Origin of the sequence: Streptomyces phaeofaciens, assembly GCF_014648915.1 — a bacterium.
GTDB lineage: Bacteria > Actinomycetota > Actinomycetes > Streptomycetales > Streptomycetaceae > Streptomyces > Streptomyces phaeofaciens.
In genome coordinates this window covers 462,520-489,340 of record NZ_BMSA01000003.1, presented here as the reverse complement: position 1 = coordinate 489,340, position 26,821 = coordinate 462,520, and the positions used below count along the sequence as shown (strand labels likewise).

Sequence of the window (26,821 nt, the reverse complement as noted above, 5' to 3'; positions counted from 1 at the left end):
CGCATGGATACTCCGGTATTCGAGGAATTCGATCCCGCGAGTGACTGCGACTGCCCCGGCTGCGTCCACTGGCGGCGGGTGGGTCCGCGCGGCGGGGGGTGCGGATTCGTCGGCCACCCGGCCGCGCATCGCACCCTCGTCGTCGCCACGGCGACCGCCGCGGCCCTCGGCGCGGGTCACGCCGTACCGGCCCTCGCCGCCCCGCACGCACCCGCCCGGCCCGGCGTTCCCGCAGGTGAAGAGCCTGATACCCCGCAGGGGGCCAAGGCCCCGCTGCACGGTCCGAGCGGACGGCCGGCCCAGTCGGCCCCTCCGGCGGGGCCGGTGAAGACGCCCGCGACGACCCGGGCGGAGATCATCCGGCGGGCCAAGGAATGGGTCGCGCGGCAGGTGCCGTACAGCATGACCGCGTACTGGTCCGACGGTTACCGGCAGGACTGTTCGGGGTTCGTCTCGATGGCCTGGAACCTGCCGGGGAACGAGTGGACGGGCAGTCTCGGGCAGTACGGGACGCGTATTTCCCAGGAGGAACTCCAGCCCGGCGACATTCTGCTGTTCCACAATCCGACCGACCCGCAGAAAGGCTCGCACGTCGTCATTTTCGGCGGCTGGACGGACTACACCCACACCTACTACCTCGCCTATGAACAGACCCGCCCGGCCACCCGCCGGCAGGCCACGCCCTATGCCTACTGGAGCCAGTCCGAGGGCTATGTCCCCTACCGCTACAAGGGCGTCACGGCCGCCGACGGCGCCACCGGCGGGGCGGCGGGGGCCCCGCAGCCGACCGGGGACGACGGGGCCAAGCCGGGCGCGGCCGCGGCGACGCCGTACCCCGGGCGGGCGTACTTCGGCCCGGGGGCCGGCAACGCGTACGTCACCCAGCTCGGCCGGCTCCTCGTCGAGCGCGGCGGCGCCCGCTTCTACACCACGGGGCCCGGCCCGCGCTGGTCGAACGCCGATCTGCGGGCCACCCAGGCGTTCCAGCAGGCGCAGGGCTGGCGCGGCGCCGACGCCGACGGGCTGCCGGGCCCGCTGACCTGGTCCCTGCTGGTCACCGGCAGGGGCAGGGACATCCCGGCGGCACAGGGAACGACGCCGCCGGCCACGCCGCCCACGACGCTGCCCGGGACGGGCGGTCCGCCCGCCTCCACCCCGGCGCCGCTCGTCCCCGCCTACCCGGGCCGGGCCCTGTTCCGGCCCGGGGCGCAGAACGCGCACGTCACCCGGTTGGGGAGGCAGCTGGTGAAGAAAGGATTCGGCAGGTTCTACGCGAAGGGTCCCGGGCCGCGCTGGGGCGAGGCGGACCGGCGTGCCGTCGAGGCGTTCCAGCGCGCCCAGGGCTGGCGGGGCGGCGCGGCGGACGGCCACCCGGGGCCGGAGACCTGGCGGCGCCTCTTCTCCTAGACGACCCGCCGGGCGACCTCCCGGGCGGCCCCCTCCCGGGTGCCCGGGACATCCCCCACTCACTTCACTGTCATGGCGTATCTGGCGCGGAGGCTGGAGGCACGCAATGAACACGACCACTTCACACACGCCCGAGCCGGAGGGAACGGGAGTCCGCCCCGCGGCCCCGGGCACCCCTGACGGGCCGGACGTGTCCGACGGGACGCACCCGGTCGAGGGCACGACGACGGAGGTGCCTGCCCCGACGGAGGTGCCTGCCTCGACGGAGGCGGCTGCGGAGGTGCCTGCCCCGGAGGTGCCTGCCCTGGTGGAGGCGGCTGCCCCGGACACCCCGCTCGGCCGGCCGTCCGGCACCGCCCCTGAACACCCCGCCCCTGAACACCCCGCCCCTGAACACCCCGCCCCTGAACACCCCGCCCCTGAACACCCCGCCCCTGAACACCCCGCCCCCGAATTCGCGGCGCCCCGCCCCACCCCCCGGCTCATCCAGAACGAGGCGACCACCGAGATCCCCGTCCATCTGCTGTTCCGGGACGAGGTCGAGCCGCGGCCGGTGGCGCTGGGGTCCGCCGTGGTGGGGAGTCGGGCCGGGACGGGGGAGCAGCCGAGGCTGCGGCGGCCGGGGCCGGTGAAGGCGAGGCCCGTCGCGGAGGTCGACCCCGGTCTGGTGGAGCGGCGGGCGCGGGTGCTGCCCGGTGCGGTGGGCGTGCTGGCCGGGACCTGTGGGGCGGCGGGCTGTCTGGCCACCTCGTGGTGGGCCGGCGTGCTGCCCCCGCCGGCGGTGGAGGCGCTGATGCTCCCGGACTGGGTCGGCGCGGGACTCGGCCCGGCGCAGTGGGCGGCGTACGCGGGCGCCGGCGCCCTCGGCATGTTCGGCTTCGGCGGGCTGGCGCGCGGCCGGACCGGACGGGCCTGGGTGCTCGGCCTGTTCGGCCGCTACCGGGGGACCGTGCGCCGCACCGGCCTGCTGTGGGTCAACCCGCTGCTGCTGCGCCGCCGGGTCGACGTCCGGCTGCGGCACTGGCGCAGCGAGCCGATGGCGGCGGCGGACGGCAGCGGGGTCGCGCTGCGGGTCGTCGTCCTGGTGGTGTGGCGGGTGCGGGACACCGTGCGGGCCACGCTCGGCGTCGAGGACCACGAGACGTATCTGCGGGAGTGCGTGGAGGCGGCGCTGGCCCGGATCCCGGTGGAGGCCCCGGGTTCGGGGCGGGGCTCGGTCGAGGCGGCGGGAGAGGCGCTGACCCGGCGGGTCGCGCGGGACGCCGGCGCGATCGGCATCGAGGTGTACTCGGTGCAGCCGCTGCGGGTCGAGTACGCCCCGGAGGTGGCCGGCGCGATGCACCGCCGCCGGATCGCCGCGCTCGACGCCCAGCACCGGGCGACCGTGCTGACCTCGGTCGTCGACTCGGTGGAGGACACGGTGACCCGGCTGACCATGCGCGGGCTCGTGGAACTGGACGACTACGAGCGCAAGGCGCTGGTGAAGGACCTGACCGTCGCCTTCTGCGCGGGGCGCGGGGAACAGGGGCCGTGACGGTCCCTCGAACACGGTCCGTGATTGGTATGGACATGTTCAAGAAACGCCCATAACCTCAGACTTGGTCTAGACCTGCAAGCACAGCTCACTGAACTCCTCACTGAACTCCCCACGTTCTCCAGGAGCGGCAGCATGCTCAAAAAGACCAAGTGGTACGCCGCCGCGCTCGGGCTCACCACGGCGGGAGCCTTTGTGCTCACCGCCGGGGGCGCGAGCGGCCACGGCTACACCGACCTGCCCATCAGCCGGCAGAAGCTCTGCCAGAACGGCACCGTCACCAACTGCGGCGACATCCAGTGGGAGCCGCAGAGCGTCGAGGGCCCCAAGGGCTTCCCGGCGTCCGGGGCGGCCGACGGACGGATCTGTTCCGCGAACAACACCCGCTTCGCCCAGCTCGACAGCCCGAAGACCCCCGGGGGCGGGGCGTGGCCGGCCACCCGGGTGACCGGCGGTCAGAGCTACACCTTCCGCTGGCAGTTCACCGCCATGCACGCCACCACCGACTTCAAGTACTACGTCACCAAGCAGGGCTGGAACCAGAACCACAACCTGGCCCGCTCCGACCTCAACCTCACCCCGTTCCTGACCGTGCCCTACGGCGGTCAGCGGCCCCCGTCCACCCTCTCGCACAGCGGCACGCTGCCGTCCGGGCTCAGCGGACGTCACGTGATCGTCGCGGTGTGGACGGTCGCCGACACGACCAACGCGTTCTACGCCTGCTCGGACGTCACGTTCTGACCCCGCGCGGGTGACCTCCGCGTGCGCCGGCCCCGGGCCACCGCCCGAGCGTCGGCGCACGCGGATTCCGGACGCGGATCCCGCACGCGGGGGCGCGACTTCGGCTCCGCGGGCGGCGATCCGCCGGCCGTGGATCGCCGGGGCGCGACTTCTGAGCTTCCCTTGAGTCAGACCCGAAGGCCGGGCGGGTACGTTCCCTCCACGCCGGTCGAACGCACCGGCGCCGACCTCGGGGGGAAGCCGTGGAAGTCCTCTTCTACATCGTGCCGTCGATCATGATCGCGGGCCTGCTGCTGGCCGCGTTCACGGTCGTCGGCCGCGCGCAGCGGGTCAGCCGGGCCTGGGACAGCGGTCTCACGGCCGAGGCGCGCTGTCTGCGGACGTACACGACGACCAGCGGCGGCGGCGACACCATGGTGTCGACCACCCTGCACCACGTCTACGAGTTCGCCACCCGCGACGGCCGCACCGTCCGCTTCGAGGAGGCGAACGGGCCGGGGACGATCCTCGAAGGCGACATCGTCACCGTGCACTACGCGGCGGACCGCCCCGAGCAGGCCACGGCCAAGCCGCCGGCCCGCGGCAGGCTCCTCGCCGAGCAGGGCTGCCTGCTGGTCTTCCTCGGCGCGGGCATCACCTTCTGCGTCTTCTTCATGGTCACCGCCCACTGGATCTTCGCCGAGTCCGACGGCTTCATGCCGTAACCCTCCCTATCTGACGGTCCGTCAACTACCGTGCGCTGCCATGGAGTCCGTCGCGGAACTGGTGGCAGCGCGGTGGGACGACCACCGCCCGGGGCTGTGGTGCGAGGACCTGGTCCTCAGCCACCACGAGATCGCGGCCGGGGCCGCCGCCCGCGCGGCCCTGCTGGCCGACCTGCTGCCCCCGCAAGGGCCACCCCATCTCGGGGTGCTGCTCGACAACACCCCGGAGTTCCCGCTGTGGTTGTCCGCCGCCGCGCTCGCGGGCGCGGCGGTCGTCGGCGTCAACCCCACCCGCCGGGGCCCCGAACTGGCCCGGGACATCCTGCACACCGAGTGCCGCCTCCTGATCGCCGAGCCCGCCCACCTCCCGCTCCTGCGGGGCCTGGACCTGCCCGGCGTGCGCCTGCTCACCATCGGCACCGAGGAGTACGACGCGCTCCTCGCCCCGTATGCGGACGCCCGCCCGGACCCGTCCCGGGCCCGGTCCGCCGACCGGTTCCTCCTCTACTTCACCTCCGGTTCGACCGGCGCCCCCAAGGCCGCGATCTGCACCCAGGGCCGGCTGGCCGCCGCGGGCCGCTCGCTGGCCGGGCAGTTCTCCGTCCGCCCCGACGACGTGCACTACGTCTGCATGCCGATGTTCCACGGCAACGCCGTGATCGCCGACTGGGCGCCCGCCCTCGCGGCCGGTGCCGGGGTGGCGCTGCGCCGGCGGTTCTCCGCCTCCGGGTTCCTCGCGGACGTACGGCGCTACCGGGCGACGTACTTCACCTATGTGGGCCGGGCGATCCAGTACGTCCTCGCCACCGAGCCGGGCCCGGACGACCGGGACCATGTGCTGCGGCTCGGCTTCGGGACCGAGGCGGGGGTGATGGACGCGGCGGCCTTCGAGCGGCGGTTCGGGGTGCGGCTGGTGGAGGGGTACGGCTCGTCGGAGGGCGGCGCGGCCGTGCAGTGGACGCCGGGCACGCCGGCGGGGGCGGTGGGCCGGGCGGCCCCCGGTCTTGTCGTCCTGGACCCGGAGTCCGGGGCCGAGTGCCCGCCGGCCGAGTTCGACGCGGCGGGACGGCTGCTGAACGGGGACACGGCGATCGGGGAGCTGGTGAACCGGGCGCCGAACCCGTTCGAGGGCTACTGGCGCAACCCCGCGGCGGAGGCCGAGCGCACACGGGAGGGCTGGTACTGGACGGGCGACCTCTTCTGCCGGGACCGGGCCGGCCATCTCTACTTCGCGGGCCGCGCCGACGACCGGCTCCGCGTCGACGGTGAGAACCTGGCCGCCGCGATGATCGAGAACATCCTCGCCCGGTACGAGGGGACGGCCGCCGTCGCCGTCTACGCGGTGCCGGACCCGGTGACCGGGGACCAGGTGATGGCGGCGCTGGCCGGGGACTTCGCGCCGGAGTCCTTCGCGGCGTTCCTGCGCGCCCAGCCGGACCTGGGGACGAAGATGGCGCCCCGTTTCGTGCGGGTGGTGGAGCGGATGCCGGTCACGGCCACCAACAAGATCCACCGGGCGCTGCTGCGCGGGGAGGGGGTGCGGTGCGCCGATCCGGTGTGGTGGCGGCCGCCGGGGGAGCGGGCGTACCGCAGACTGACCGCGGAGGACGCCGAAGGGCCCCTCGTTTCCACGAGAGGCCCTTCATCGGTGCGCCGCCAGGGACTCGAACCCCGGACCCGCTGATTAAGAGTCAGCTGCTCTAACCAACTGAGCTAGCGGCGCATGACTCTCGCCTTCCGCTTGGTGCGGCCGGCGACAGAGAAAATAGTACCCGGTCCGCGGGCATGCTTCCGACCACGCCGAAGCCGGCCGACGGAGGCCCGCCCCGGCCGCCCCGCTGCTCCTTCGGAGCCTGTCCTAGATGGCGAGGGAGAGCAGGACGGGTGCCGCGTTCCTGTTCAGGGCGTCGGCGGCCTGGCGCAGGCGGTGGGCGTGGGCGACGGGCAGGGAGAGGGCCAGGCAGCCCACCGAGGAGCCGGCGGTGATCGGGACGGCCGCACAGACCGTGCCCACCGCGTACTCCTGGAGGTCGAGCACCGGGACCGTGGGCGGCTGTGCCTCCAGCCGGGAGAGCAGCAGCTTGTCGCTGGTGATGGTGCGCGAGGTGAGGCGGGCCATCTTGTGCCGGGACAGGTGGTCGCGCCGGCCGTTGTGGTCGAGCTGGCCGAGAAGGCTCTTGCCGAGGGCGGTGGCGTGCGCGGAGGAGCGGAAGTCGAACCACTCGTTGACGGCCGGGGTGCCGGGGCCGTCGGCGTACTGGTCGATGGTGACCTCGCCGTCGACGTACCGGCTGACGTAGACGGCGGCGCCGATCGAGTCGCGCAGCCGGTCCAGGGTCTGCTGGATCTTGTCGCGCAGGGCCGCGCGACGGCCCTCGGCGGAGCCCAGCCGGGCGAGGACGTCACCGGTGACGTAGGCCCCGTCGGCGACCTGCTCGACGTACCCCTCGCGGCGCAGCATGCGCACGAGGGCGCTCAGCCGCTCCCCGCCCAGGCCGGTCTGGCGCGCCAGTTCGGCGTCGGTGACACCGGTGGAGTGCCGCGCCACCGTCTCCAGGACGCGCAGGGCGTCCTGGGCCGAGTGGTACGGCACGGTCGGCTCGTGCTTGAGCGCCACGGTTCCCCCCTGGTCGCTTTCTGGCCGTGATCCGGGCAGCGAATCACCTCCACGATAACGGCCAGGGGGGCTCGGGGGAGGGGTTGTCGACGAGAATCCGTTCTTCTTACGGACCCCCCAACTGCGGTACTGGCACCCTGGCATATGCCAAGGTCATGCCCCGTCGTCGAGAGCTGGGGACTCTCACAGCACGGCGCCGAGAAACTCCCGCGTCCGCTCCTGCTCCGGATCGTTGAAGATCTTCTCCGGTGAACCCGACTCCACGATCCGCCCGGCGTCGAACATCAGTACTTGATCGGATATGTCTCTGGCGAAATTCATCTCGTGGGTCACACAGAGCATCGTGATGTCGGTGCTGCGGGCGATGTCCCGGAGCAGATCCAGCACCCCCGCGACCAGTTCGGGGTCGAGCGCCGAGGTCACCTCGTCGAGCAGCAGCACCTGCGGCCGCATCGCCAGCGCCCGTGCGATCGCCACCCGCTGCTGCTGCCCGCCCGACAGCCGCGACGGCCGCGCGTCGCACTTGTCCGCCAGCCCCACCAGCTCCAGCAACTCGCGCGCCCGCGCCTCCGCCTCGTCCTTCGACAGCCCGAGCACCGTCACCGGCGCCTCGGCGATGTTCCTGAGCACGCTCATGTTCGGGAACAGGTTGAACTGCTGGAACACCATCCCGATCTTCCGGCGCACGGCACGGACCTGCCGCTCCGACGCCGGGAACAGCCGCTCCCCGTCCACGGTGATCGTCCCCTCGTCCGGCTCGGTGAGGGTCATCAGCATCCGCAGGATGGTCGTCTTCCCGGACCCGGACGGCCCGATGAGGGTGACGTGCTTCCCCGGCTTCACGGAGAAGTCCAGATGATCGAGGACCGTGTTGTCCCCGAACCGCTTCGTGACATTGCTGAACTCAACGGACAAGGCGACGCTCCAGGGTGCGCAGGAGAAGGGAGGCGAGGGAGGAGATGACGACGAAGGCCACGCCGATCACCGTGAGGGGCTCGGTGAACTGGAAGTGCTGCTGGGAGAAGAGCCGCGCCCGGCCGAGCATCTCCAGCACGGTGATCGCCATCAGCATCGGCGTGTCCTTGAGCATCGCGATGACGTAGTTGCCGAGCGCGGGCACCACCCGGCGGACGGCCTGCGGCAGGATCACCGCACGCCAGGTCCGCGCCCTGGGCAGGTTCAGCGCGGTCGCCGCCTCCCACTGCCCGGCCGGCACCGCCTCGATGCCGGCCCGGTAGACCTGCATCGTGTACGTCGAGTAGTGCAGCCCGATGGCCACGACCCCGGTGGCCATCGCCGACAGGGTCAGCCCCCACTCCGGCAGCACGTAGAAGAGGAAGAACAGCTGCACCAGCAGCGGGGTGTCCCGGACGAACTCGGTGACGATCCCCACCGGCCACCGCACCCACCGGGTCGGCGTCCGCATCAGCAGCGCCCAGACCAGCCCCAGCGTGAAGGAGATCAGCGACCCGAGGGCCAGCGCCTGGAGCGTGACGGCGAGACCGTCCAGGAACAGCGGCATGAAGTCGCGTACGGCGTCCCAGTCCCAGTTCATCGGACACCCGCCTTCAGCCGGCCTTCGAGACCCCGCATCAGCCGGGTCAGCGCGAACGCCATCACGAAGTAGATGAGCAGGACGTACGTGTAGATCTCCGCGCTCTCCTGGAGCGCGAGGCGCACCAGGTTGCCGCTGAAGGCCAGGTCGCCCATGCCCATCACCGACACCAGGGCGGTGCCCTTGAGCAGCTCGACCAGCAGGTTGGAGAACGGCGGGATCATCTCCGGCACCGCCTGCGGCAGCAGGATCTTCCGCGTCCGCTGGCCGGGCGTGAAGCCGAGGGCGATGCCGCCCTCGTTCTGCGCCGGGTCGACGGCGAGCAGCGCGCCGCGCACGATCTCCGCGCCGTACGCCCCGTAGGTCAGGCCGAGGGCGAGGGTGCCCGCCCACAGCGGCACCAGCTGCCAGCCGAAGGCGGGCGGCAGCACGAAGAACACCCAGAAGATCATCACGAGGGCCGAGGTCCCGCGGAACACCTCGGTGTAGAAGCCCGCGAGGAAGCGGACCGGCCACCGCCGGTGAGTGCGCGCGACGCCGGCCACGAAGGCCACCACCGCGCCGAGCAGGGCGCTGAGCACGAGGAGCTGGACGGTCGTCCACACCCCCCGGAGAACCAGTTCCCAGAGTCCTGTGGTCATCCGCCGCAGAGCTCCTTCGCGGTCAGGTCCGTCATCTCGGCCCGGGTGAACCCGAAGGGCCGCAGGATCCGCAGCAGCTCGCCGCTCTTCTTCAGCGCGCGCAGCTCGGCGCTGAAGGCGTCCCGCAGCCGGGTCTCGGTCGGCCGGAACGCGAACGCGCCCCCGTCGACATGCGGTTTCCCGTCGACCAGCGGCGCGAACGGCTTCGTCGCCTCGGCCTTCGCCGACTTCTTCACGACCTCCCGGGCGGTGAGGGCCGTACCGGCGAACACGTCGACCCGCCCCGCCTCCACGGCGTTCAGCCCGGCGACCTGGTCCGGCACGATCAGGATGTCGTCCTGCGGATACCCCGCGTCGACGGCGTACTGGATCTCGGCGTACCCGGTGCCGGTCGCGAACCGGGCCTTCTTCGCCACGACGTCGCGGTAGTCGTGCAGCCCCTTCGGATTGCCCTTGCGGACGATGAACGCGTCCAGCATCTGGTAGTCCGGGTCGGCGAAGATCACCTGCTCGCAGCGGTCGGGATTGACGTACATCCCGGCGGCCACGACGTCGAACTGCTGGGAGTTCAGCCCGGGTATCAGCGACCCGAACTCGGTGGGCACGGGCTGCACCCGGTCCACCCCGAGCCGCTTGAATATCGCCCGGCCCAGCTCGGGCGCCTCGCCGGTGAGCCGGCCGTCCCGGTCGATGTACCCGAAGGGGATCTCCCCGGCGATCCCGAGCCGGACGACGCCGGCGGCTCTGAGCCGGTCGAGCAGATCACCGCCCTCGGTGGTGGAGGCCGTGGCCACGCGCGAGCAGCCCGCCGCGCCCAGCGTGCCGAGCGCCGCCACCCCCGCGAGCAGCGATCGGCGGCTGGTGGATGCCTGAAGGAGGGGTTGCCTGTTTCCGGAGTGTCCGGTGGGTCGAGCCATGGCGGCGCGGCTACCCGGGTCCGGACGGGTTATGCGGGGGCCTCCTGTGAGGGGAGTGTGCGGGCGGTCAGTGGCCCGGCACGTATCCGCGCCGCTTGTCGACCACGTTCCGCAGGGTCCGGCCCGCCGCCCACCGCTGGAACAGCTCCACGAACTGCTCGCCCAGTTCGTCCCGCCGGCCGACCGTGTCGCCGCCCATGTGCGGGGACACGATCAGCCCCGGGACGTGCCACAGCGGGCTGTCGACGGGGAGGGGCTCGGTGCCGAGCACGTCCAGGGCGGCGCCCGCGATCCAGCGCCGGGTCAGCGCGTGCACGAGGGCGTCCTCGACGACCAGCCGGCCCCGGCCCACGTTCACGAACCGCGCCGACGGCTGCATCACACCGAACCGCCGCAGGTCGAACATGCCGTCGGTCCGCTCGGTGAGCGGGGCGGCCGCGACCACCCAGTCGGCGCGGGCCAGCAGCCGGTCCAGGTCCTGGGGGCCGTGGATGCCGGTGCGCGGGACCCGGCCGACGACGGCGGCGGTCACCCCGAGTGCCTTGAGGGTACGGGCGACCGCCCGGCCGACCGGACCCGAGCCGACCACCACCGCCCGGGTCCCGGCCACCCGCCGGCTCTCCCGGGGCCGCCACTCGCCCCGCCGCTGGAGGTCCCAGGTCCGCGGCAGGTCCTTCGCCATCGCCAGGACCAGCGCGGCCACGTACTCGGCGACCGGCTGGTCGAAGAGCCCGCGTGCCGTCGTCACCACCGTGTCGGACGCGACCAGCTCCGGGCACAGCAGATGGTCCACGCCCACGCCCGCCGTGTGCACCCAGCGCGGCCGCGGCCCCTCGCCCGGCCAGGCCGCGCGCACCGCGTGCGAGGTGGTGTCCCACACCAGCAGCACGTCCGCCTCCGGCAGCCGGGCGGCGAGCGAGGCCTCGTCGGCGTGCAGCACCCGGACCCGGCCCATGAGACGGCCGAGACGGGGAAGGGGATCGGCGTCGAGGACGAGGAGCGTGGGAACGGCGGCCATCCGATGCCCCTTCCTGACCGAGGGCCGCCCACGGTCGCACCCGGACCCACGGCCGTCAACACGGCCTGACCGCCAACCAGGTGACGCCGCGGGCGGTGGGCCGCGTCCGCTGGGTACCCGGGTACTGCCGGAAGAAGAGCAGCGGCAGGAAGGCCGGACATGACCACACTCGGATTTCTCTACCCGGGCCACTCGGCCGAGGACGACTACCCCCGTATCGAGCAGCTCCTGGGCAGCGACATCCGGCTGGATCTGGTTCACACGGACGTCGGCGAGGACGCGCCCGAGGGGCTGGCGAAAGGCGTGGAGCAGCTGCGGCTGGCGGGCGCGGAGGCGGTGGTGTGGGTCTGCGCGCGGGAGGGGTTCGCGCTGGGCGGGGAGGGCGTCCGGCAACAGGTGCGGGGGCTGGCCATGACCGCCGGGACGCCGGCCTCTGCGACCCCCTTCGCCTTCCTGCACGCGGCCCGGGAGATCGGGGCGGCACGGGTCGCGGTGGGCGTGGCGGGCCCGGACGAGGCGGCGGGCCGTCTCGTGGAGTTCCTGCGCGCGGGCGGACTGGAGGTCGTGGGGAGCACCGGGGCGGGCGAGCACCCGGACGCGGCGGCGGCCGGGAACGCCGGGGAGGCCGAGGTGCTCGCCCTCGCCCGGGCGGCCGACGACCCCCGCGCCGAGGCGGTCCTGCTGCCCGACCCCGACCTCCACACGGCCGCCCACCTGCCCGCCCTGGAGGAGGCGCTGGGCAAGCCGGTCCTCACCGCCGCCCAGGTCGCCGTATGGGAGGCGCTGCGGCTCACCGGCCGACGGGTGAACGCGCCGGGGCTGGGAGCGCTGTTCGCGCAGGAGCCGATCGTGCAGATGTGATCCGCGGGGCCCCACGGGAATAAACGGGGACTCCCTCCTGTTAGGCCGCGGAGGACACCGTAAGCCCGATGACAGGAGGAACCCGTGGCGGCAGACGAGACGGCGACGGACGAGATCCGAGGCACCGCGTACGGCACGGCCCCCACCCCGCTCTCCGTCCTCGACCTGGTCACCGTGGGCTCCGGCCGCACCGCCACCGACGCCCTGCGGACCAGTGTCGACCTCGCCCGGTTCACCGAGTCCCGCGGCTTCCACCGCTACTGGATCGCCGAGCACCACTCGATGCCCGGCGTCGCCTCCTCCTCGCCCGCGGTGATCCTCGCCCACCTCGCCGCCCACACCGACCGCATCCGGCTCGGCTCGGGCGGCGTGATGCTGCCCAACCACGCGCCCCTGGTCATCGCCGAGCAGTTCGGCACCCTGGAGGCGCTCGCCCCGCACCGCGTCGACCTGGGCCTCGGCCGCGCCCCCGGCACCGACGGCGCCACCGCCGCCGCCCTGCGCCGCTCCGACGGCCTGCCCGACGGCGCCGACGACTTCCCCGAGCAGCTCGCCGAGCTGACCCGTTTCCTGGACGACGACTTCCCCGACGGCCACCCCTACCGGCGGATCCATGCCGTGCCGGGCCCGATCCAGGCGACCTCCCCGGGCGGTGTGCAGTCCCGGCACCGCCCGCCGATCTGGCTGCTCGGCTCCTCCGGCTTCAGCGCCCGCCTCGCCGGCCTGCTCGGGCTGCCGTTCGCCTTCGCGCACCACTTCTCCGCGCAGAACACCGTCCCGGCCCTCGACCTGTACCGGCAGTCCTTCCGGCCGTCCGAGGTGCTCGCCGAGCCGTACGCGCTGATCGGCGTCTCGGTGCTGGCCACCGACGACGAGCGCGAGGCCCGCCGGCAGGTGCTGGCCACCGGTCTCAACATGGTCCGGCTGCGCACCGGCCGCCCGGGACTCTTCCCCTCCCCGGAGGAGACGGAGGCGCATGTCTTCACCGAGCTGGAGCGGGAGTTCGTCGACTCCTGGGCGGCGAACATCGTCCACGGCACCGCCGACGAGGTCCGCACCGGACTCGACGACCTCCACAAGCGCACCGGCGCCGACGAGCTGATGCTCACCAGCCACGCCCACCGGGGCGAGCTGCGCCTGCGCTCCTACGAACTGGTCGCCGACGCCTACGGGTTGCCGACGGCGTAGGGCGCGGTTCCCACCAGCAGTTCGGAGATACGATCCGGCGGCACCGGGCGGGAGTACAGCCACCCCTGTCCGGTGTCACAGCCGATGCTGCGCAGCCGGGTGGCCTGCGCGGAGGTCTCCACGCACTCGGCGGTGACGGTCAGCCCGAGCCGGTGGGCGAGGTCGATCATCGCCTCGACGACCACCTCGTCGGCCGGGTTCGGCGCGGCGCCCGTGCCCTCGTACTGGAAGCCGCGCACGAACGACCCGTCGAGCTTCAGCACCGACACGGGCAGCCGGCTGAGGTAGGCGAGGTTGGAGTAGCCGGTCCCGAAGTCGTCGATGGCGATGTGCACCCCCATGTCGCTGAGCGCCTGGAGGGCCTGGAGCGGGCGGCCCGCCGAGCCCATGACGGCCGACTCGGTGAGTTCCAGCTGGAGCAGACGCGGCGGCAGCCCGGTCTCCTCGAGGATCTCCGCCACGTCCGCCACCAGGTCGGAGTCCCACACCTGACGGACCGCCACGTTGACGCTGACGAACAGCGGCGGCTCGTCGGGGTTCTCCAGCTGCCAGCGCCGGGCCTGACGGCACGCGGTGGCCAGAACCCATCGCCCGAGCGGCACGATCGAGCCGTCCTCCTCGGCCAGTGCGACGAACCGATTCGGCGGCAGCAGCCCGAACCGGGGGTGGTCCCAGCGCACCAGCGCCTCGACCCCGCGCAGCCGGCCGTCCGCCATGCCGACCAGCGGCTGGTAGTCGAGCCGGAACTCGCCGCGCTCGATGGCGGGCCGCAGGGTGGAGGCGAGGGCCTGGCGGGTCATCAGATGGGCGTTGCGCTCCGGGTCGAACAGGGTCCAGCGGTCCTTGCCGTCCACCTTCGCCCAGTACAGCGTGGTGTCGGCGGCCTGCATCAGACCCGTCGCGGTGGTGCCGGCCGCGTGCCGTTCGACGACCCCGATCGAGGCGGAGACGTTCATCCGCTGCCCGGCCAGGTCGAACGGCGCCTGGAGCGCCTTCAGCACGCACTCGGCGAGGTCGGCGAGCTGTTCGGTGCCGGTGGAGTCCTCCACCAGCAGCGCGAACTCGTCGCCCCCGAGTCTGGCCACCAGCGGCACGCCGGGCCGGGTGCGCCCGGCCTCCTTGGCGCACTCCGTCAGCCGCTCGGCGACGGCGGCCAGCAGCCGGTCGCCGACCCGGTGGCCGAGCGTGTCGTTGACCGCCTTGAACCCGTCCAGGTCCAGGTAGCACAGGCCGATCCGGCCGGTCCCGCTCTGCTCGTACGACTCCGCCTCCAGCGCGGCCGTCACCCGCTCGAAGAACAGGGTGCGGTTGGGCAGCCGGGTGACCGGGTCGTGCATCTGGAGGTGGCGCAGCCGTGCCTGGAGGTCGCGGCGGGCGCTGATGTCGGCCACGGAGAGCAGCACCCCGGGGGTGTGCTCGTCGAGCGGCGAGACGGTGACCTGGGCCCAGAGCGTGCGCCCGTCGGGGTGTTTCAGGCGCCTGGTGCAGCGCAGTTTCGCCTGCCGGCCGCGCAGCACCTCGCGGTAGGCGTGCCAGGTGCGGGCGTCGGAGGCGAGGTCCAGCAGGTCGGCGGCGCCCCGTCCGACCAGGCTTTCGGCCGCGCCGCCGAGTACTTCGCCGAGCGCCTCGTTGGCGTCGACGACCACGCCATCGCGGTCGACGAGCGCCATGGCGAGCGGGGCGGTCGCGAAGACCGACCGGTAGAACGGGGGGTCTGCTCCCGCCGGCCCTCCCGCACCGGTAGCTGTCTGATTGTCACTCTCTGTGACGGCTGACCGATCGAGGTCTGCCGCGGGCGTCGGCCCTTCGGACGTTCCGCTCACCGCTCGCTCCCGCAGTGCACTCGATCTCTGTCCGTGCAGGAAAGTGTGCCGATCATAGAGGCTGCCCCCGGACCCGCGCAGCCACTGCCCAGTGTCCCGGAACAACCCACTGTTCTGACAGATCGTTTCTGCCCGCAGGTGGACCGGTTCTGCGGGCGGGTGACCGCATGTGACGTTCCGTGAGAATTCCGGGGGTGTCGGAAGTGATGCCCGCTTTCTCCCTCCTCACTCTTCTGGGGCAGGCAAACAGGGCGTAGTACGACAAATTCGCACAGGCTGGGTGGCGGTGTCCCGTGAACCGCTCCCGGAGGTCCGAAGTGCCGCGACTCTTCCCGCGCCCTCGACTGCGCAGCACCGCGGCCATGGCCACCACCCTGTCGGCACTCGTCGCGACCTCCCTGGTCAGCGGCCCCTCGGTCGCCGAACCCTTCGCGACCGCCCCCTGCGCCCTGACGCGCACCCACGCCCACCACTCCGAGGGCCTCGACACCTGGAACACCGCCTACCCCCGGCCCACCCGCACCCTCGACGCCGTCATGGTCTTCCTGTCGTTCCCCGACTGGGTCCCGATGGCCTCCCCCGCCGAGCTGGCCGCCGACCACTTCCCCGCCACCAGCGACTTCTTCCGGCAGGCGTCCTACGGCAGGTTCACCCTGCGCGCGCACCCGCTGAAGCGCTGGATCCGGATGCCGAAGCCGTCCACCGCCTACGCCATACAGCGCGACTGGAGCCCCGGGAGCCGCGCGGCCTACCTCCGCGACGCCCTCGCCGCCGCCGACCCGCTGGTCGACTTCTCCCGCTACGACATCGTCTACCTCGTCGCCGACCCCGACGCGCCCGGTGTCGACTCGGACGCCACGAAGGTCGTGAACATGGACGTCCCGCTGCACGCCGACGGCACGGACATCCGCCGGGTCGTCACCGTCTTCGAGAAGCACCCCCCGGACCGGCTGGTCCTCGCCCACGAGACCGGCCATGTCTTCGACCTGCCCGACCTCTACCGCCGTCCGGAGGACGGCAAGGGCGACTGGGACACCCATGTCGGTGACTGGGACCTGATGGGCAGCCAGTTCGGACTCGCGCCGGATCTGTTCGGCTGGCACAAGTGGAAGCTGGGCTGGCTGGAACCCCGCCAGGTGGTGTGCGTACGGGGTCCCGGTCCGACCCGGCTGACCCTGGAGCCGCTGGGCGCCGGGCCGGGCGTGCCGCTCACCCGTGCCGCCGGCTCACCCGCCTTCGGTCTCGGCCGCGGCACCAAGCTGGCCGTGGTGCGCACCGGCCCGGAGAGCGTGCTGGCCTTCGAGGCGCGCGGACCCGTCGGCAACGACCGGGGAGTCTGCCGCGCCGGCATCCTCGTCTACCGGGTCGGCAGCGACGCCCAGTCCGGGCGCGGCCCGGTCGAGGTGGTCGACGCCCACCCCCGCACCGAGGCCTGCTGGGAGTCCTCCGTCTACCCGCCGCTCGCCGACGCCCCGGTCGCCGCCGGTGAGACCTTCACGGTCCCGGACGCGGACGGCGTCCGCGTGGAGGTGGAGGGCCGCACGGCCTCGGGGGCCTGGACGGTACGGATCACGCCGGCCCATGTGTGAGGCCGTGGCCGACGACGTACGCGAAAGGCCCCCCGCTTTCGCGAGGGGCCTTTCACCGTCGTGCGCCGCCAGGGACTCGAACCCCGGACCCGCTGATTAAGAGTCAGCTGCTCTAACCAACTGAGCTAGCGGCGCCTGCTGACGTCGTAGACCTTAGCATCCTGATCCTGGGGAGGAAAAATCGATATCCGCACGGTCGCGCGGGCCGCCCGGACGGCCGCCCAGAGCAGGATCTCGGGGCCCGGGAGCCAGGGCAGGCGGGTGTCCGGGGCCACCAGCCAGCGGGTGCCCGACGAGGTCGGGGAGGCGCTGTCGAGCACCGCAGGGACGGTCACCGCGTCCCCGGTGCCGTGGCACAGCAGTGGCGGGATCGCGCCCTTGCGGTCGTACTCCTCCCAGCGCAGCAGCGACGGCAGCCGCTGGGCCGTGCCCGGCGCGGTGAACAGCAGGGTCCGGCCCCGGAACGCGGCCACCGGCCCGGAGCCCGGCCCCTCGCCCCACAGCCGGTCCAGCATCAGCCGCCCGAACACCGCCGGCGCGCTGACCACGTCGAAGACGGAACCGCACGGCAGCACCACCGGGGCGTCCGGCCGCTCGTCCCACAGGGCGAGGGTGCTGCGCGGGTACGTTCCGGCGGAGGCCAGCCAGGCGGCCCCGTCCGCGGTGACACATGCACTGCTCATGACGGACAGGTGTACCGGCCGTGAGCAGGCGATTCCCCAGAGTCGCGGAAAACCGGGACAGGGCGCCGCCGAACGGGTATCTTGCCCGCCCGGCATATGCCACGGGGGTCGTGCCGGCCTACACCGGGTCGACGCTGCGCCGGCCCTCGGTGTCCCCTCGCAGCAGATCCCGGCCGAACTCGACCATCTTCTTCGCGTAGTCCTCGGTCCACTCGGCCCGCTCGGCGATGTCCGCCGGCGTCAGCCGGTCGAACCGGCGCGGGTCGGCGAGCTGCGCCGCCGCCATGGCCTGGAACTCCACCGCCCGGTCGGCCGCCGCCCGGAACGCCACCGTCAGCTCGGTGGCGCGGGTCAGCAGCGCCCCGGGGTCGTCGATCGACTCCAGATCGAAGAAATGCTCCGGGTCACCGGCTGCCTCCGCCGGCTCGAAGAGCAGGGGCGCGGGGCGTAGCCGCGGTTCGTTCCGACGCGGCGCGGGCTCCGCCATGTCTTCTCCTCCTCGTACGGTTCGGTTGCGGACCACCCTCCATTGTCCCCCGGTGGCGCAAGAGGCCCTCGGGAGTGTCTCGTCGATCAGGCGAGACACCCCCTGCGCCCCGCAGTCTCAAGGCTTCCAGGGCACCCGATGTTCCCCGAGATGCGCCAGCACCGCGTGGTTCGCCTCCCAGCCGTCCGGGAACTTCACCAGCGTTCCCAGCTGGACCGGCTCGGTCGACGGGTAGTCGTCGAGGAGGTCCCCGACGCCCGCCCGGCACACCACCACGCACGCGTGCCGGTGCCGGGAGGCGAGGACGCAGAGCCGCCCGGTCTCCAGGTGGAAGGCGGTGGCGTCGGGGCGGCCGGACAGCGGGTGGAGGATCACCGTGACGTCGAACTCCATGCCCTGGAGCCGGTTCGCGGTGTCCACGGTCACGTCCGTCACCCCCAGCTCGGCCAGCGCCGCCCGCACCGCCGCCGCCTGGTCGCGGTGCGCGGTACCGACGGCGACCCGGTCGGCGGTCAGCGGGCTCGGATCCGGGGAACGCTCGGACGTCGCCGCGCCGCCCCGGTCCAGCAGCCGCCGGACGACGGTCGCGACCGCCCGGACCGCCTCCGGGTCGGTACGGGGCGTGTGCCGGGCGGGCAGCTCCAGCAGACCCCAGCCGGACTCGGCCGCCTCGTCGATCACCCGGTCCGGACCGGAACCGTCCGAGGGGACGGCGAAGGACAGCCGGCGGTCGCCGTGGTCCGTGCCGCTGCGGAACGGGGTGTACGGGTAGAAGGCGTCGGAGACCAGCGGGGCCGCCGACGCCGGGAGCCGCCAGGAGACCGGCAGCCGGTGCTGCGGCAGCTCGGGATTGTGCGCCAGCAGCGTCGTCACCGCCGAGGCCGACGGGTCGTACGACAGCCCCGCCCACTGCTCGCTGCCCACGATCGCGAACGGGTCCAGCTGCCCCGGGTCGCCCACGAACAGCGCCCGCTCGAACAGCCCGGCCACGGCCAGCAGCCCATCCGAGCGCATCTGGTACGCCTCGTCCACGATCGCGTGCCGCCACGGCTCGTCGACCTTCACGTGCGCCCATTTGGCCGCCGTGGAGATGACCACCGGCAGCCCGGCCAGCTCGGCCGCCTTCGCCGACTTCTTCACGTTCGCCAGCGACTCCAGCGCCTTGTCGTACGGGTCGGTGTCACTGCTGTGCAGCCGGCCCACCGGCAGCCCGGGGTTCTTCTCGGCGAGCCGCAGCACCAGATCGTCGACCTGCGCGTTGGTCTGCGCGACCACCATCAGGGAACGCCCGGCGTCGGCGAGCTCCAGCGCCGCGCGGACGACCAGCGTGGACTTCCCGGCGCCGGGCGGGGAGTCGACGACCACCCCGCGCGCGGTGCCGTGCAAGGTGTCCCGCAGGATGGCGTCGGTCGCGCGGCCGGCGGCGGTACCGGGGTCGAAGACGGCCTCGGTGGTCACAGGACGTCCTCCTGGGTGAGGGAGTCGGGGGCTTCGGGCGTCCGCTCCCCGGGCGGCCCGCCGTGGGTCCACGGCGTCTCCTCCGGGTCCGGCAGCTTCGCGCCGCCGCGCTGCTCGTGCTCGAACAGCGTGAAGCACAGCAGGTCGCCCTTCTCGGGTACGGACCCCCGCTCGGGCTCCTTGCCGCGGCCCATCCTGTCGACGATCCGCAGCACCAGCAGACCCTCGTCCTCCGTGCCGTCCCGCCCGGCGAACTCGGCCGCCTGCGGCTTCCCGCCCAGGGACCGGAACACCTTCGCCCGCTCCCCGAGATACGGCCGGTCGTCCGTACGGACGGTGACCAGCGGGCGCGGACTCGGCCGCTTGCCCTCGCTGTACGTCATCACCACATCGACGACCTCGCCCGTGAACGCCTCCCCGGCCAGCCGCCGCCCCGCCATCACCAGCGGATCGTCCAGCGCCTCCTGCGCGTCCAGCCGGGCCTGCTCCCGCTCGCGCGTGGCCAGCTTGTTCGCGGCGGTCACCGCGTCGTCCCGGCGCGGCTGCGGGGGCTCACCGGCCACGACCCGGTCCCGGTGGCCGGTGAACGACCAGCGGTCGCGTGTCCACCGCTCCTCGACATGCGCCCCCTCGGGCAGCGCCCGCAGCAGATCGAGGCCCTCCCACACCCGCTGCCAGGTCGGCAGCGTCCGGCTGCGCACCAGCTCGTGGATCTCCCGCTCGGCGGTGGTCAGCGCGCCCAGCCGGTCGTCGGCCTCCAGGCCGTCCTCGGCGGCCGCGAGGGCGGTACGCGCGCCGTTGTAGCGCTCGATGGCCGGGGCGAGCAGCTTGTTGTCGAAGGCCGGGTCGGTGGCCGGACCGGCCGGCGGGCACCACAGCTGCCCGTCGGCGTCCCGCGCCAGCTCCGCGCGCAGGGCCGCCTCGGCGCCCGTCGCACCGTCCGGCGGGGCGATCCAGGCGAGCAGCGCCCCCAGATGCTGGTCCTCCAGACCGGACTGCCCGGTCGCCCAGTGCCGGCCGAGCACCTCCGTCAGCGCCAGCAGCAGCGAGGATCCCGGCACCCGGGCCCGCTCCCCGAAGTGCGTCAGCCACCTGCCCAGCAGCGGCACGCGCGGGGGCGCGGGATACGGCGTCTCCGGGTCCTGCTCCGCCGTACGCCTGAAGCGCATGGAGCGGCCGAGCAGGCGGACGAAGTCGACGCCCGCGCGGCTCGGCACGATCAGCTGGGGTGCGTCGGCGCACAGCTCGACCTCGACCTTGACGCGCCTGCCCGTCCCGGGGTCGGTCTCGCCCCGCTCGGCGGCCTCCACCACGTCCGCGTAGGAGTCGATGTACGGCAGGACCACATCGGCCAGCTCCGCCAGGAACGCGAACCTGAGGTCGCGGTCGCGCGGCTGCGGTACGACCAGCAGGCGCGGCGCGTCCCGGTCGGTGCCGACCAGCGCGCCGAGCGGGGCGCCCGCCTCACCGGCGGTGGTCAGCGGCACGAAGACCAGCGGCCGGTCGGACAGCCGCCGGTGCCGGACCGTGGCGGCGGGCTGGGCGCGGCCGGTGGTGACGGCCTCGAGGCGGGCGAGGGTGGCGATCAGCGACACATCGCCCCCAGGGCCTCGGTGCGCAGCAGGGCGGCCCGGCGCAGGGCGGCGACGGCCGGGTCCTCGGGGTCCCCGGCCTCGCCGCGCGCGGCCGCCAGGACCCCTTCGACCGTGGTCAGCCCGCCCAGTTCGGCGCGGACCGAGCGGCCCAGGGCGGTCACCGCGCCGTCCGCGCGGGCGCGGTCGCGGCAGTGGAACGCCAGCTCGCACGCGGCCAGGCACTCGGGCGCGTAGACCGCCGGGACGGCCTCCACGGACGCCGTGAGCTGCTCGGCGGGCAGCTCGGGGGAGAAGCAGACGCCCTCGGGGAGGGCGTCTGCGATGTCCTGGATCCGGGTCAGCCGGGCCAGCTGACGGCTGGTGACCGCGCGCTGCTTGCGGACGTCCACGGCGGACGCGGTCGGCAGGTTGGAGAAGTCCTTGGGGCAGACCAGGAGCACGCGGTGGCGGACCCTCGGCGCGGGGTCCAGCCGGGCGGCGACCTCCTCCAGCGCCAGCACGTACACGGCGGCCTGGCGGGCGGCCGCGCCGACCTTCGCCGGGTCCGCCGAACCGTCCAGCATCGGGAAGGACTTGATCTCCACGACCGTCCACCCGCCGTCCGGGTGCACCACCACCGCGTCCGGCTCCAGGAACGCGGGGGAGCCGGCCACGTCCAGCGCGAGCATCGGGTGGTCGAGCAGGGTCCAGGTGCCGCGCCCCTGCTCGGTGGCCTCGCGCAGCGCCAGGGCCGTACGCGCGGTACGGCCCTCGGGGCCGGACGCGGTCAGGTCGGGGACGCTCGCGGAGTTCGGCGGCTCGGCGCCGGGGTCGAGCCGTTCGTGCACCAGCCGCAGCAGCTCCGCGCCGCCGTCCGCCTTCACCTTCGCCTCGAAGGCGTTGCCGCGCGTGAGGGCGAACTGCGACTGTCCGAAGGCCGACGGTGAACCCAGCGCGCCCGCGAGGGCCGCCTTGTTCACCCCCGCGCCGTCGAGGATCGCGCGCCGTCTGCACCCGGGGTTCGCGGCGAGCGCCGCGAGGGCGCGGGCGTCCAGCGCCTTGGCCTGGACGTCGGGGCCGCGCAGCTCAGCGAGCCGCTGCCGGAGCGCCGTCCCCCGCGTCCGAGGGGGAGGCACCCGGTTCGGTTCCCGACCCGAACCGTGACTCGCGCTGCCGTGGAATTCGCTCACCCGTGGAAGTCTGGCATCCGCCACTGACAATCGAGGCCGCTGCGCCCGGGGAGTCCGCCGGGACCGCCGGGACACGGGTGGCGGCCGCCACCTTGATCCGGTCCACCGCGCGTGTCACGAACGGTGCCAGCAGCAGACCGGCACCCATCGCGGCCGCGCCCGCCGCCGCGTCGAGGAAGTAGTGGTTGGCGGTGCCCATCACCACGATCGTCGTCACGAGCGGGTAGACGACCGCGGCCGCCTTCGCCGTACGCGTGCCGCCGTAGCGCCACAGCATCACACCGCACCACAGCGCCCAGCCCACGTGCAGACTCGGCATCGCCGCGTACTGGTTGGTCATGCCGCCCATCCCGCGCGGGGCGCTCGCCTCACCGCCCCACCAGCCGTACGAGCTGTACTGGGCCATCGTGTCCACGAAGCCGTGGCCCGCCGACAGCAGCCGGGGCGGGCAGGTCGGCATCAGCGTGAAGCCGATCAGACCGATGAAGGTGGACGTCATCAGCCAGGTCCGGGCGGCCCGGTAGACCTGGGAACGCGAGCGGAACAGCCAGACCAGGATCGCGGGCGTGACCACGTAGTGCAGCGACGCGTACCAGAAGTCGGCCGGCACGCCGAGCCACGCCTCGCGCGTGAACAGGCGGTTCAGCGGGTGCTCGGCGTTGAGGTACAGGGCCTTCTCGATCCGCAGGATCCCCAGGCCGTGGTCGACGGCGGTCGTGACGTCGCCCCGTGCGAGCAGTCGGCCCGCCGAGTAGCAGGCGTACACCAGCAGGATCAGCGGCAGCTCGGTCCACCAGCGCAGCCGGGTCCGCGGGGCCGCCTCGGTGCCCGGTGTCTCGGTCTTCGGCATCCGATCGCCTCCCCCTCATGTCGCGCTGCGCCGGTGGCGCGGACGTGCCACTTTACGGCGTACGAACGCGCCCTCACCGAGCGCCCCCGGCCCTCAAAGACGCTGAGATCGCCCACCGGGTTGCCCCTGTCCAGGGTGAGCGATGATGGAGGGGTTCCGCCCCCGCTTTTCCCCGGGCTCACCTCGGGGATGTCCCGGAAAGGTCCCCCATGGCACCGCGCATCCTGCTGGCCCGGCACGGACAGACCGAGTGGTCGCTGTCCGGAAAGCACACCGGCAGGACCGACGTGCCGCTCCTGGAGGAGGGCCGCCAGGGCGCCAAGCTGCTCGGCGAACGGCTGCACCGGGCGCCGTTCGACGGCCTCACCGACGTCGAGATACGCACCAGCCCGCTGGCACGCGCGCGCGAGACGTGCGAACTCGCCGGCTTCGGTGACCGCGCCACCCGCTGGGACACGCTCATGGAGTGGGACTACGGCGCCTACGAGGGCATGACCCCTGCCGAGATCCAGGCGGTCCGCCCCGGCTGGCTCATCTGGCGCGACGGTGTCCCCGGGGGCGAGTCGCTCGCCGAGGTCACCGCCCGCGCGGACGAGGTCGTCTCCTGGGCCCGGTCCGCCGACCGCGACGTGCTGGTCTTCGCCCACGGGCACATCCTCCGGTCGATCGGGGCCCGGTGGCTGGGCCTGCCCCTCGACTTCGCGGCACGGATCCGGCTGAACCCGACGTCGCTGTCGGTACTGGGGTGGGCGTACGGCGAGCCCGCGATCGAGAGCTGGAACGACCTGGGGCACCTGGCATAGACCCCGGGGCCGGTCGTCGCGATCCTGCCGCGCGGCGCGGACGCGCCCTGGTTCACACGGCCCGCGGCGAACCGGCGTGCCGCTCCAGGAACGCCGAGACACCGCGCGCCCTCCGGTGCGGCGCCAGGACCCGCGCCGTCCCGGCCAGCATCCCCTGGACCCGCGACGACTGGACCTGGTCCAGCAGGTCCAGCACCCGCAGCCCCGCCACCGCCGCCTCGTCGGGACGCCCCCCGCGCGCGAGGTCGTCCGCCAGCTCGGCCGTGTACAGCGCGATGTTCCGGGTGAAGTGCGGATCCTGGAGCTCGGCGGCGCGCCCCGCGTGCCACGCCGCCCGCCCCCAGTCGCCCAGCGTCGACCAGCACTGCGCTTCGAGGCCCTCCAGTTCGGCCTCGCCGTAGAAGCTCATCCACTCGGGGTCGTTGTCGCGGGCGCCCCGCCCGTAGAGGGTCTGGGCGCGGACCAGGGCCTGTTCGCAGCCCGCACGGTCGGCGAGCCCGGCCCAGCCGCCCGCCTCGCGCAGCGCCAGCAGGGACATCAGACGGGGCGATCCCAGGGGGCGCGCGACGCGCTGGGCGGCCTGCGCGGCGCGCACGGCCTCGCGGGGGCGCCCCGCGTCGCGCGCGAGGAACGCCGTGTTGCAGAAGGCGTGCGCCTCCAGCGCCTGGTCCCCGGTCATCCGAGCGGTGGCGAGGGCCTCCGCGTAGTGCGAGCGCGCGTCCTCGAAGCGGCCCGAGTCGTGGGCCAGCCAGCCCACGGAGATCGCCAGCTCCCCGGCGCCCGAGTGCAGCCGGTCGGCGGTCGCCTGCCGGGTCGCCCCGGCGTCCAGCAGCGCGTACGCGGCCCGCAAAGGTGCGGCGGCCCGCCGGTAGAGGCCGTCGGCGCCGTGCCGGTCGTCCAGCAGCCGGATCCTGCGGACCGCCTCTTCGAGGGCGCCCGCCTCCCGCGTCCCGACATGGCGCACCCGGCGCTCCGCGGCGGTGGCGTCGGTGGTGAGTCCCAGCGGGCCCAGCGAGGCGGCGGCCACCGTGGCGCCTCCGCCCGTCATGAATGCGCGACGCAGCACGTCGCTCTCCTCGTCGTTGTGGTGCGTGTCGTACGGGTCCTGCGTGTCATACGGCTCGTACGCCCCGCGCGTCTCACCCGCCCCCCGCGCCTCACCCGTGGTGTGCGCGGAGATCGTGGTGTGGACGCAGGGCGCGTTCTCCGCGGCGCGCGCCCCGCGTCCGCGTACGGAGGCGCGGGGCGCGAACCCCAGATCGGTGAGCGTGCGGCCGGGGAACATGTGCAGGAACACCCGCTCGTACGCGTAGTTGGGACAGCGGATCTCCCCCGCCTCGACCCGCCCGATGTAGCGCGCGTCGCAGCTGACCCGCTCGCCGATCTCGCGCGCGGCCCGCCGCACCAGTGCGGCGAACTCGGCCGGCGAGCGCTGTCCGCGCAGGTGCCGGAAGGCGAGGTTGGGCCGTGATGGCCGGTTGGGCCTGGGTGGGGTCACCGTTGACGACGCCATGGCCGGGTCCTCTCGTGCGAACCGTCGAACCATGCCGGGATCGTGATGAGTCGACCGATTTCTGAGGTGATCACCCTGATGTCCGGCGGGCAAGAACGTACCTGCTGCGATCGGGCCGCCATGCGGTGTTTGGCTACAAACCGGATATCTCATCCGGGATCTGCCATGAACTGCCATCCTTTGCGGCGGACTTCCGCCGTAGCCGTTGACGGCGCGACGCGTTGAATGCTGTGGACTACAGGCGGGCTGCGCGGTGGAGGCCGGGATGGAGACCAGCCAGAGCAACGATCCTTGTACGTCGTCGGTGACGGCGTGCGACCTTGTGACGGTGCCGACCCGGCAGGGGCTGGAGGCGGTCGACATCCTGCGGCGGGGGGCCGGGGAGGTGGTGGGGCCCGTCCTGCACGACGACGGGGACGACACGCTCGCCTTCCTCGTGCCGCCCGGCACCGCGGCCGCCTGGGACGTCCCGGGCAGCACCTGCACCCGGACCGACGGCCGCGGGCTGAGACGCGACCCCGAGCCGCGGGTACGGGGCTCGGACTGGCTGGTGCCGCCCGGTGAGGCGGACCTCGCGACGGATCCGGCGGTACTGCGCCGGGCGCTCGGCGAGGCGGCCCGGATGATCGAGGCGGCGGACAGCTGCCGGTGACCGTGTCCGGTCGGCACGGCCGCCGGTGACCGTGCCCGGCCGAGGCGGTGTCCGGCGGGTGGCCCGGTCCGGCCGCGGGCGCGTCCGGTGCGCCCCGCCTCGGGCCGAGCGCGCACGGCGGCCCCGGCGGCTGCGAAAATGCACCCATGGGAAAGTCCAGGAACACCCGGCGTGAGCGGGACGCCGACGCGGCCGTCGTGGAGGGCGTCGACGGCGGGCTGGCGCAGCTGGTGCCCGACCGGGACCGGGCGCGGGCCTGGACACTGCTCCTCGACGGAGCCCCGCAGTCGCACGTCGACCTCGACGACCCGGCGTACCTCTCCTTCGAGTACCAGCGCCGCCTCGGCCATGTCGTCGACCTCACCGCACCGCCCGGCCGGCCGCTGCACGTGGTCCACCTCGGCGGCGGCGCCTTCACCCTCGCCCGCTATGTCGCCGCCACCCGCCCCCGCTCCACCCAGCAGGTCGTCGAGCGGGACGCGGCCCTCGTCCAACTCGTGCGCAGGGAGCTGCCGCTGGACCCGGGCGCGCGGATCAGGGTGCGGTCCGTGGACGCGCGCGAGGGGCTCGGCAAGGTCCCGGACGGCTGGGCCGACCTCGTCATATCCGATGTGTTCAGCGGCGCCCGCACCCCCGCCCACCTCACCTCCGCCGAGTTCCTCGACGAGGTCCGCAGGGCGCTGAAGCCGGGCGGTTGCTACGCCGCCAACCTCGCCGACGGCCCGCCGCTCGCCCATCTGCGCGGCCAGATCGCCACCGCCGCCGCCCGCTTCGCCGAACTGGCCCTGGTCGCCGATCCGACGGTGCTGCGGGGCAAACGGTTCGGCAACGCCGTACTCGTCGCCTCCGACCTGCCCCTGCCGATCGCCGAACTGACCCGCAGGGCCGCCTCCGACCCGCACCCCGGCCGGGTCGAGCACGGCAGGGCGCTGACCGACTTCACGGGTGGGGCGACGCCGGTGACGGACGCGTCGGCGGTCGCCTCCCCGGCGCCGCCGCCCTCGGTGTTCCGCTGA

At 73.6% G+C, this 26,821-nt stretch carries 25 protein-coding genes and 2 tRNA genes; 11 read left to right on the top strand and 16 right to left on the bottom strand.

Annotated features, from left to right (window positions below; genetic code table 11):
* Nucleotides 1-3 precede the first annotated feature (3 nt).
* The 5 genes from IE275_RS09040 to IE275_RS09020 all read left to right on the top strand — a co-directional run bounded on the left by IE275_RS09040 (nucleotide 4) and on the right by IE275_RS09020 (nucleotide 6,070).
* Nucleotides 4-1,407 carry a peptidoglycan-binding protein gene (locus tag IE275_RS09040; RefSeq protein WP_189709535.1) on the top strand — a complete coding sequence of 468 codons (1,404 nt, stop codon included), beginning with the start codon at nucleotides 4-6 and terminating at the stop codon, nucleotides 1,405-1,407.
* A gap of 484 nt (nucleotides 1,408-1,891) precedes the next feature.
* On the top strand, nucleotides 1,892-2,941 hold the full coding sequence (locus tag IE275_RS09035) for an SPFH domain-containing protein (RefSeq protein ID WP_229870171.1): 1,050 nt from the start codon (nucleotides 1,892-1,894) through the stop codon (nucleotides 2,939-2,941).
* Nucleotides 2,942-3,076: 135 nt separating this feature from the next.
* The gene (locus tag IE275_RS09030; RefSeq protein ID WP_189709533.1) at nucleotides 3,077-3,682 is read left to right on the top strand and encodes a lytic polysaccharide monooxygenase auxiliary activity family 9 protein; all 606 of its coding nucleotides are present in this window, start codon (nucleotides 3,077-3,079) and stop codon (nucleotides 3,680-3,682) included.
* Nucleotides 3,683-3,924: 242 nt separating this feature from the next.
* Nucleotides 3,925-4,386 (top strand): DUF3592 domain-containing protein, encoded by a 462-nt coding sequence (locus IE275_RS09025; RefSeq protein ID WP_189709531.1) that lies wholly within the window; start codon nucleotides 3,925-3,927, stop codon nucleotides 4,384-4,386.
* A 40-nt stretch (nucleotides 4,387-4,426) separates the two neighbouring features.
* Entirely contained in the window at nucleotides 4,427-6,070 is a 1,644-nt protein-coding gene (locus IE275_RS09020) for an AMP-binding protein (protein ID WP_189709529.1), read from the top strand.
* Here the strand turns inward: IE275_RS09020 and IE275_RS09015 are convergent.
* From IE275_RS09015 to IE275_RS08985, 7 genes are all read right to left on the bottom strand, one after another.
* A tRNA-Lys gene (locus tag IE275_RS09015) sits at nucleotides 6,036-6,109 on the bottom strand. The genes IE275_RS09020 and IE275_RS09015 overlap by 35 nt on opposite strands.
* A 135-nt stretch (nucleotides 6,110-6,244) precedes the next feature.
* The gene (locus IE275_RS09010; protein WP_189709527.1) at nucleotides 6,245-7,003 is read right to left on the bottom strand and encodes an IclR family transcriptional regulator; all 759 of its coding nucleotides are present in this window, start codon (nucleotides 7,001-7,003) and stop codon (nucleotides 6,245-6,247) included.
* 183 nt (nucleotides 7,004-7,186) lie between these two features.
* On the bottom strand, nucleotides 7,187-7,918 hold the full coding sequence (gene ehuA, locus IE275_RS09005; protein ID WP_189709525.1) for an ectoine/hydroxyectoine ABC transporter ATP-binding protein EhuA: 732 nt from the start codon (nucleotides 7,916-7,918) through the stop codon (nucleotides 7,187-7,189).
* Complete coding sequence (gene ehuD / locus IE275_RS09000; protein ID WP_189709523.1) at nucleotides 7,908-8,558, bottom strand: ectoine/hydroxyectoine ABC transporter permease subunit EhuD; 651 nt, start codon at nucleotides 8,556-8,558, stop codon at nucleotides 7,908-7,910. The genes ehuA and ehuD overlap by 11 nt, the downstream gene beginning before the upstream one ends.
* Complete coding sequence (ehuC, locus tag IE275_RS08995) at nucleotides 8,555-9,199, bottom strand: ectoine/hydroxyectoine ABC transporter permease subunit EhuC (RefSeq protein WP_189709521.1); 645 nt, start codon at nucleotides 9,197-9,199, stop codon at nucleotides 8,555-8,557. The genes ehuD and ehuC overlap by 4 nt, the downstream gene beginning before the upstream one ends.
* The gene (gene ehuB, locus IE275_RS08990; RefSeq protein WP_189709519.1) at nucleotides 9,196-10,116 is read right to left on the bottom strand and encodes an ectoine/hydroxyectoine ABC transporter substrate-binding protein EhuB; all 921 of its coding nucleotides are present in this window, start codon (nucleotides 10,114-10,116) and stop codon (nucleotides 9,196-9,198) included. The genes ehuC and ehuB overlap by 4 nt, the downstream gene beginning before the upstream one ends.
* Before the next feature lie 67 nt (nucleotides 10,117-10,183).
* A complete protein-coding gene (locus tag IE275_RS08985; RefSeq protein ID WP_189709517.1) occupies nucleotides 10,184-11,134 on the bottom strand; it encodes a D-2-hydroxyacid dehydrogenase in 951 nt (316 codons plus the stop codon).
* 159 nt (nucleotides 11,135-11,293) lie between these two features.
* Here IE275_RS08985 and IE275_RS08980 point away from each other — a divergent pair, with 159 nt between their 5' ends.
* Both IE275_RS08980 and IE275_RS08975 read left to right on the top strand, forming a co-directional pair.
* The gene (locus IE275_RS08980) at nucleotides 11,294-11,995 is read left to right on the top strand and encodes a maleate cis-trans isomerase family protein (RefSeq protein WP_189709515.1); all 702 of its coding nucleotides are present in this window, start codon (nucleotides 11,294-11,296) and stop codon (nucleotides 11,993-11,995) included.
* A gap of 84 nt (nucleotides 11,996-12,079) precedes the next feature.
* Entirely contained in the window at nucleotides 12,080-13,183 is a 1,104-nt protein-coding gene (locus tag IE275_RS08975) for an LLM class flavin-dependent oxidoreductase (RefSeq protein ID WP_189709514.1), read from the top strand.
* Here IE275_RS08975 and IE275_RS08970 read toward each other — a convergent pair.
* Complete coding sequence (locus tag IE275_RS08970) at nucleotides 13,162-15,006, bottom strand: putative bifunctional diguanylate cyclase/phosphodiesterase (protein WP_189709512.1); 1,845 nt, start codon at nucleotides 15,004-15,006, stop codon at nucleotides 13,162-13,164. The two genes, IE275_RS08975 and IE275_RS08970, sit on opposite strands and share 22 nt — an antisense overlap.
* Nucleotides 15,007-15,323: 317 nt before the next feature.
* Here IE275_RS08970 and IE275_RS08965 point away from each other — a divergent pair, with 317 nt between their 5' ends.
* Nucleotides 15,324-16,595 carry a M6 family metalloprotease domain-containing protein gene (locus IE275_RS08965; RefSeq protein ID WP_189709510.1) on the top strand — a complete coding sequence of 424 codons (1,272 nt, stop codon included), beginning with the start codon at nucleotides 15,324-15,326 and terminating at the stop codon, nucleotides 16,593-16,595.
* A 61-nt stretch (nucleotides 16,596-16,656) separates the two neighbouring features.
* On the opposite strand, the gene IE275_RS08960 is transcribed toward IE275_RS08965, so the two are convergent.
* The 7 genes from IE275_RS08960 to IE275_RS08930 all read right to left on the bottom strand — a co-directional run bounded on the left by IE275_RS08960 (nucleotide 16,657) and on the right by IE275_RS08930 (nucleotide 22,837).
* Nucleotides 16,657-16,730, bottom strand: a tRNA-Lys gene (locus IE275_RS08960).
* Entirely contained in the window at nucleotides 16,721-17,278 is a 558-nt protein-coding gene (locus IE275_RS08955) for a bifunctional DNA primase/polymerase (RefSeq protein ID WP_189709508.1), read from the bottom strand. The genes IE275_RS08960 and IE275_RS08955 overlap by 10 nt, the downstream gene beginning before the upstream one ends.
* A 118-nt stretch (nucleotides 17,279-17,396) precedes the next feature.
* Entirely contained in the window at nucleotides 17,397-17,765 is a 369-nt protein-coding gene (locus IE275_RS08950; RefSeq protein WP_189709506.1) for a DUF8844 domain-containing protein, read from the bottom strand.
* Between the two features lie 117 nt (nucleotides 17,766-17,882).
* Entirely contained in the window at nucleotides 17,883-19,223 is a 1,341-nt protein-coding gene (locus tag IE275_RS08945; RefSeq protein WP_189709504.1) for an AAA domain-containing protein, read from the bottom strand.
* Nucleotides 19,220-20,818 (bottom strand): hypothetical protein, encoded by a 1,599-nt coding sequence (locus tag IE275_RS08940; RefSeq protein ID WP_189709502.1) that lies wholly within the window; start codon nucleotides 20,816-20,818, stop codon nucleotides 19,220-19,222. Before IE275_RS08940 ends, IE275_RS08945 begins: the two co-directional genes overlap by 4 nt.
* Nucleotides 20,809-21,933: a hypothetical protein gene (locus tag IE275_RS08935; RefSeq protein WP_189709500.1), complete on the bottom strand. Its 1,125-nt coding sequence runs from the start codon at nucleotides 21,931-21,933 to the stop codon at nucleotides 20,809-20,811. The genes IE275_RS08940 and IE275_RS08935 overlap by 10 nt, the downstream gene beginning before the upstream one ends.
* Nucleotides 21,884-22,837 (bottom strand): phosphatase PAP2 family protein, encoded by a 954-nt coding sequence (locus IE275_RS08930; protein ID WP_189709498.1) that lies wholly within the window; start codon nucleotides 22,835-22,837, stop codon nucleotides 21,884-21,886. Before IE275_RS08930 ends, IE275_RS08935 begins: the two co-directional genes overlap by 50 nt.
* A gap of 209 nt (nucleotides 22,838-23,046) precedes the next feature.
* On the opposite strand from IE275_RS08930, the gene IE275_RS08925 reads away from it, so the two are divergent.
* Entirely contained in the window at nucleotides 23,047-23,640 is a 594-nt protein-coding gene (locus IE275_RS08925) for a histidine phosphatase family protein (protein WP_189709496.1), read from the top strand.
* Between the two features lie 52 nt (nucleotides 23,641-23,692).
* On the opposite strand, the gene IE275_RS08920 is transcribed toward IE275_RS08925, so the two are convergent.
* Nucleotides 23,693-25,153: an NsdA family TPR-like regulatory protein gene (locus tag IE275_RS08920; RefSeq protein ID WP_189709494.1), complete on the bottom strand. Its 1,461-nt coding sequence runs from the start codon at nucleotides 25,151-25,153 to the stop codon at nucleotides 23,693-23,695.
* Nucleotides 25,154-25,418: 265 nt separating this feature from the next.
* Between IE275_RS08920 and IE275_RS08915 the strand changes: the two genes are divergently transcribed.
* Nucleotides 25,419-25,805, top strand: a complete 387-nt coding sequence (locus IE275_RS08915; RefSeq protein WP_189709492.1) for a hypothetical protein — start codon at nucleotides 25,419-25,421, stop codon at nucleotides 25,803-25,805.
* Between the two features lie 146 nt (nucleotides 25,806-25,951).
* Nucleotides 25,952-26,821: a spermidine synthase gene (locus tag IE275_RS08910; RefSeq protein ID WP_189709490.1), complete on the top strand. Its 870-nt coding sequence runs from the start codon at nucleotides 25,952-25,954 to the stop codon at nucleotides 26,819-26,821.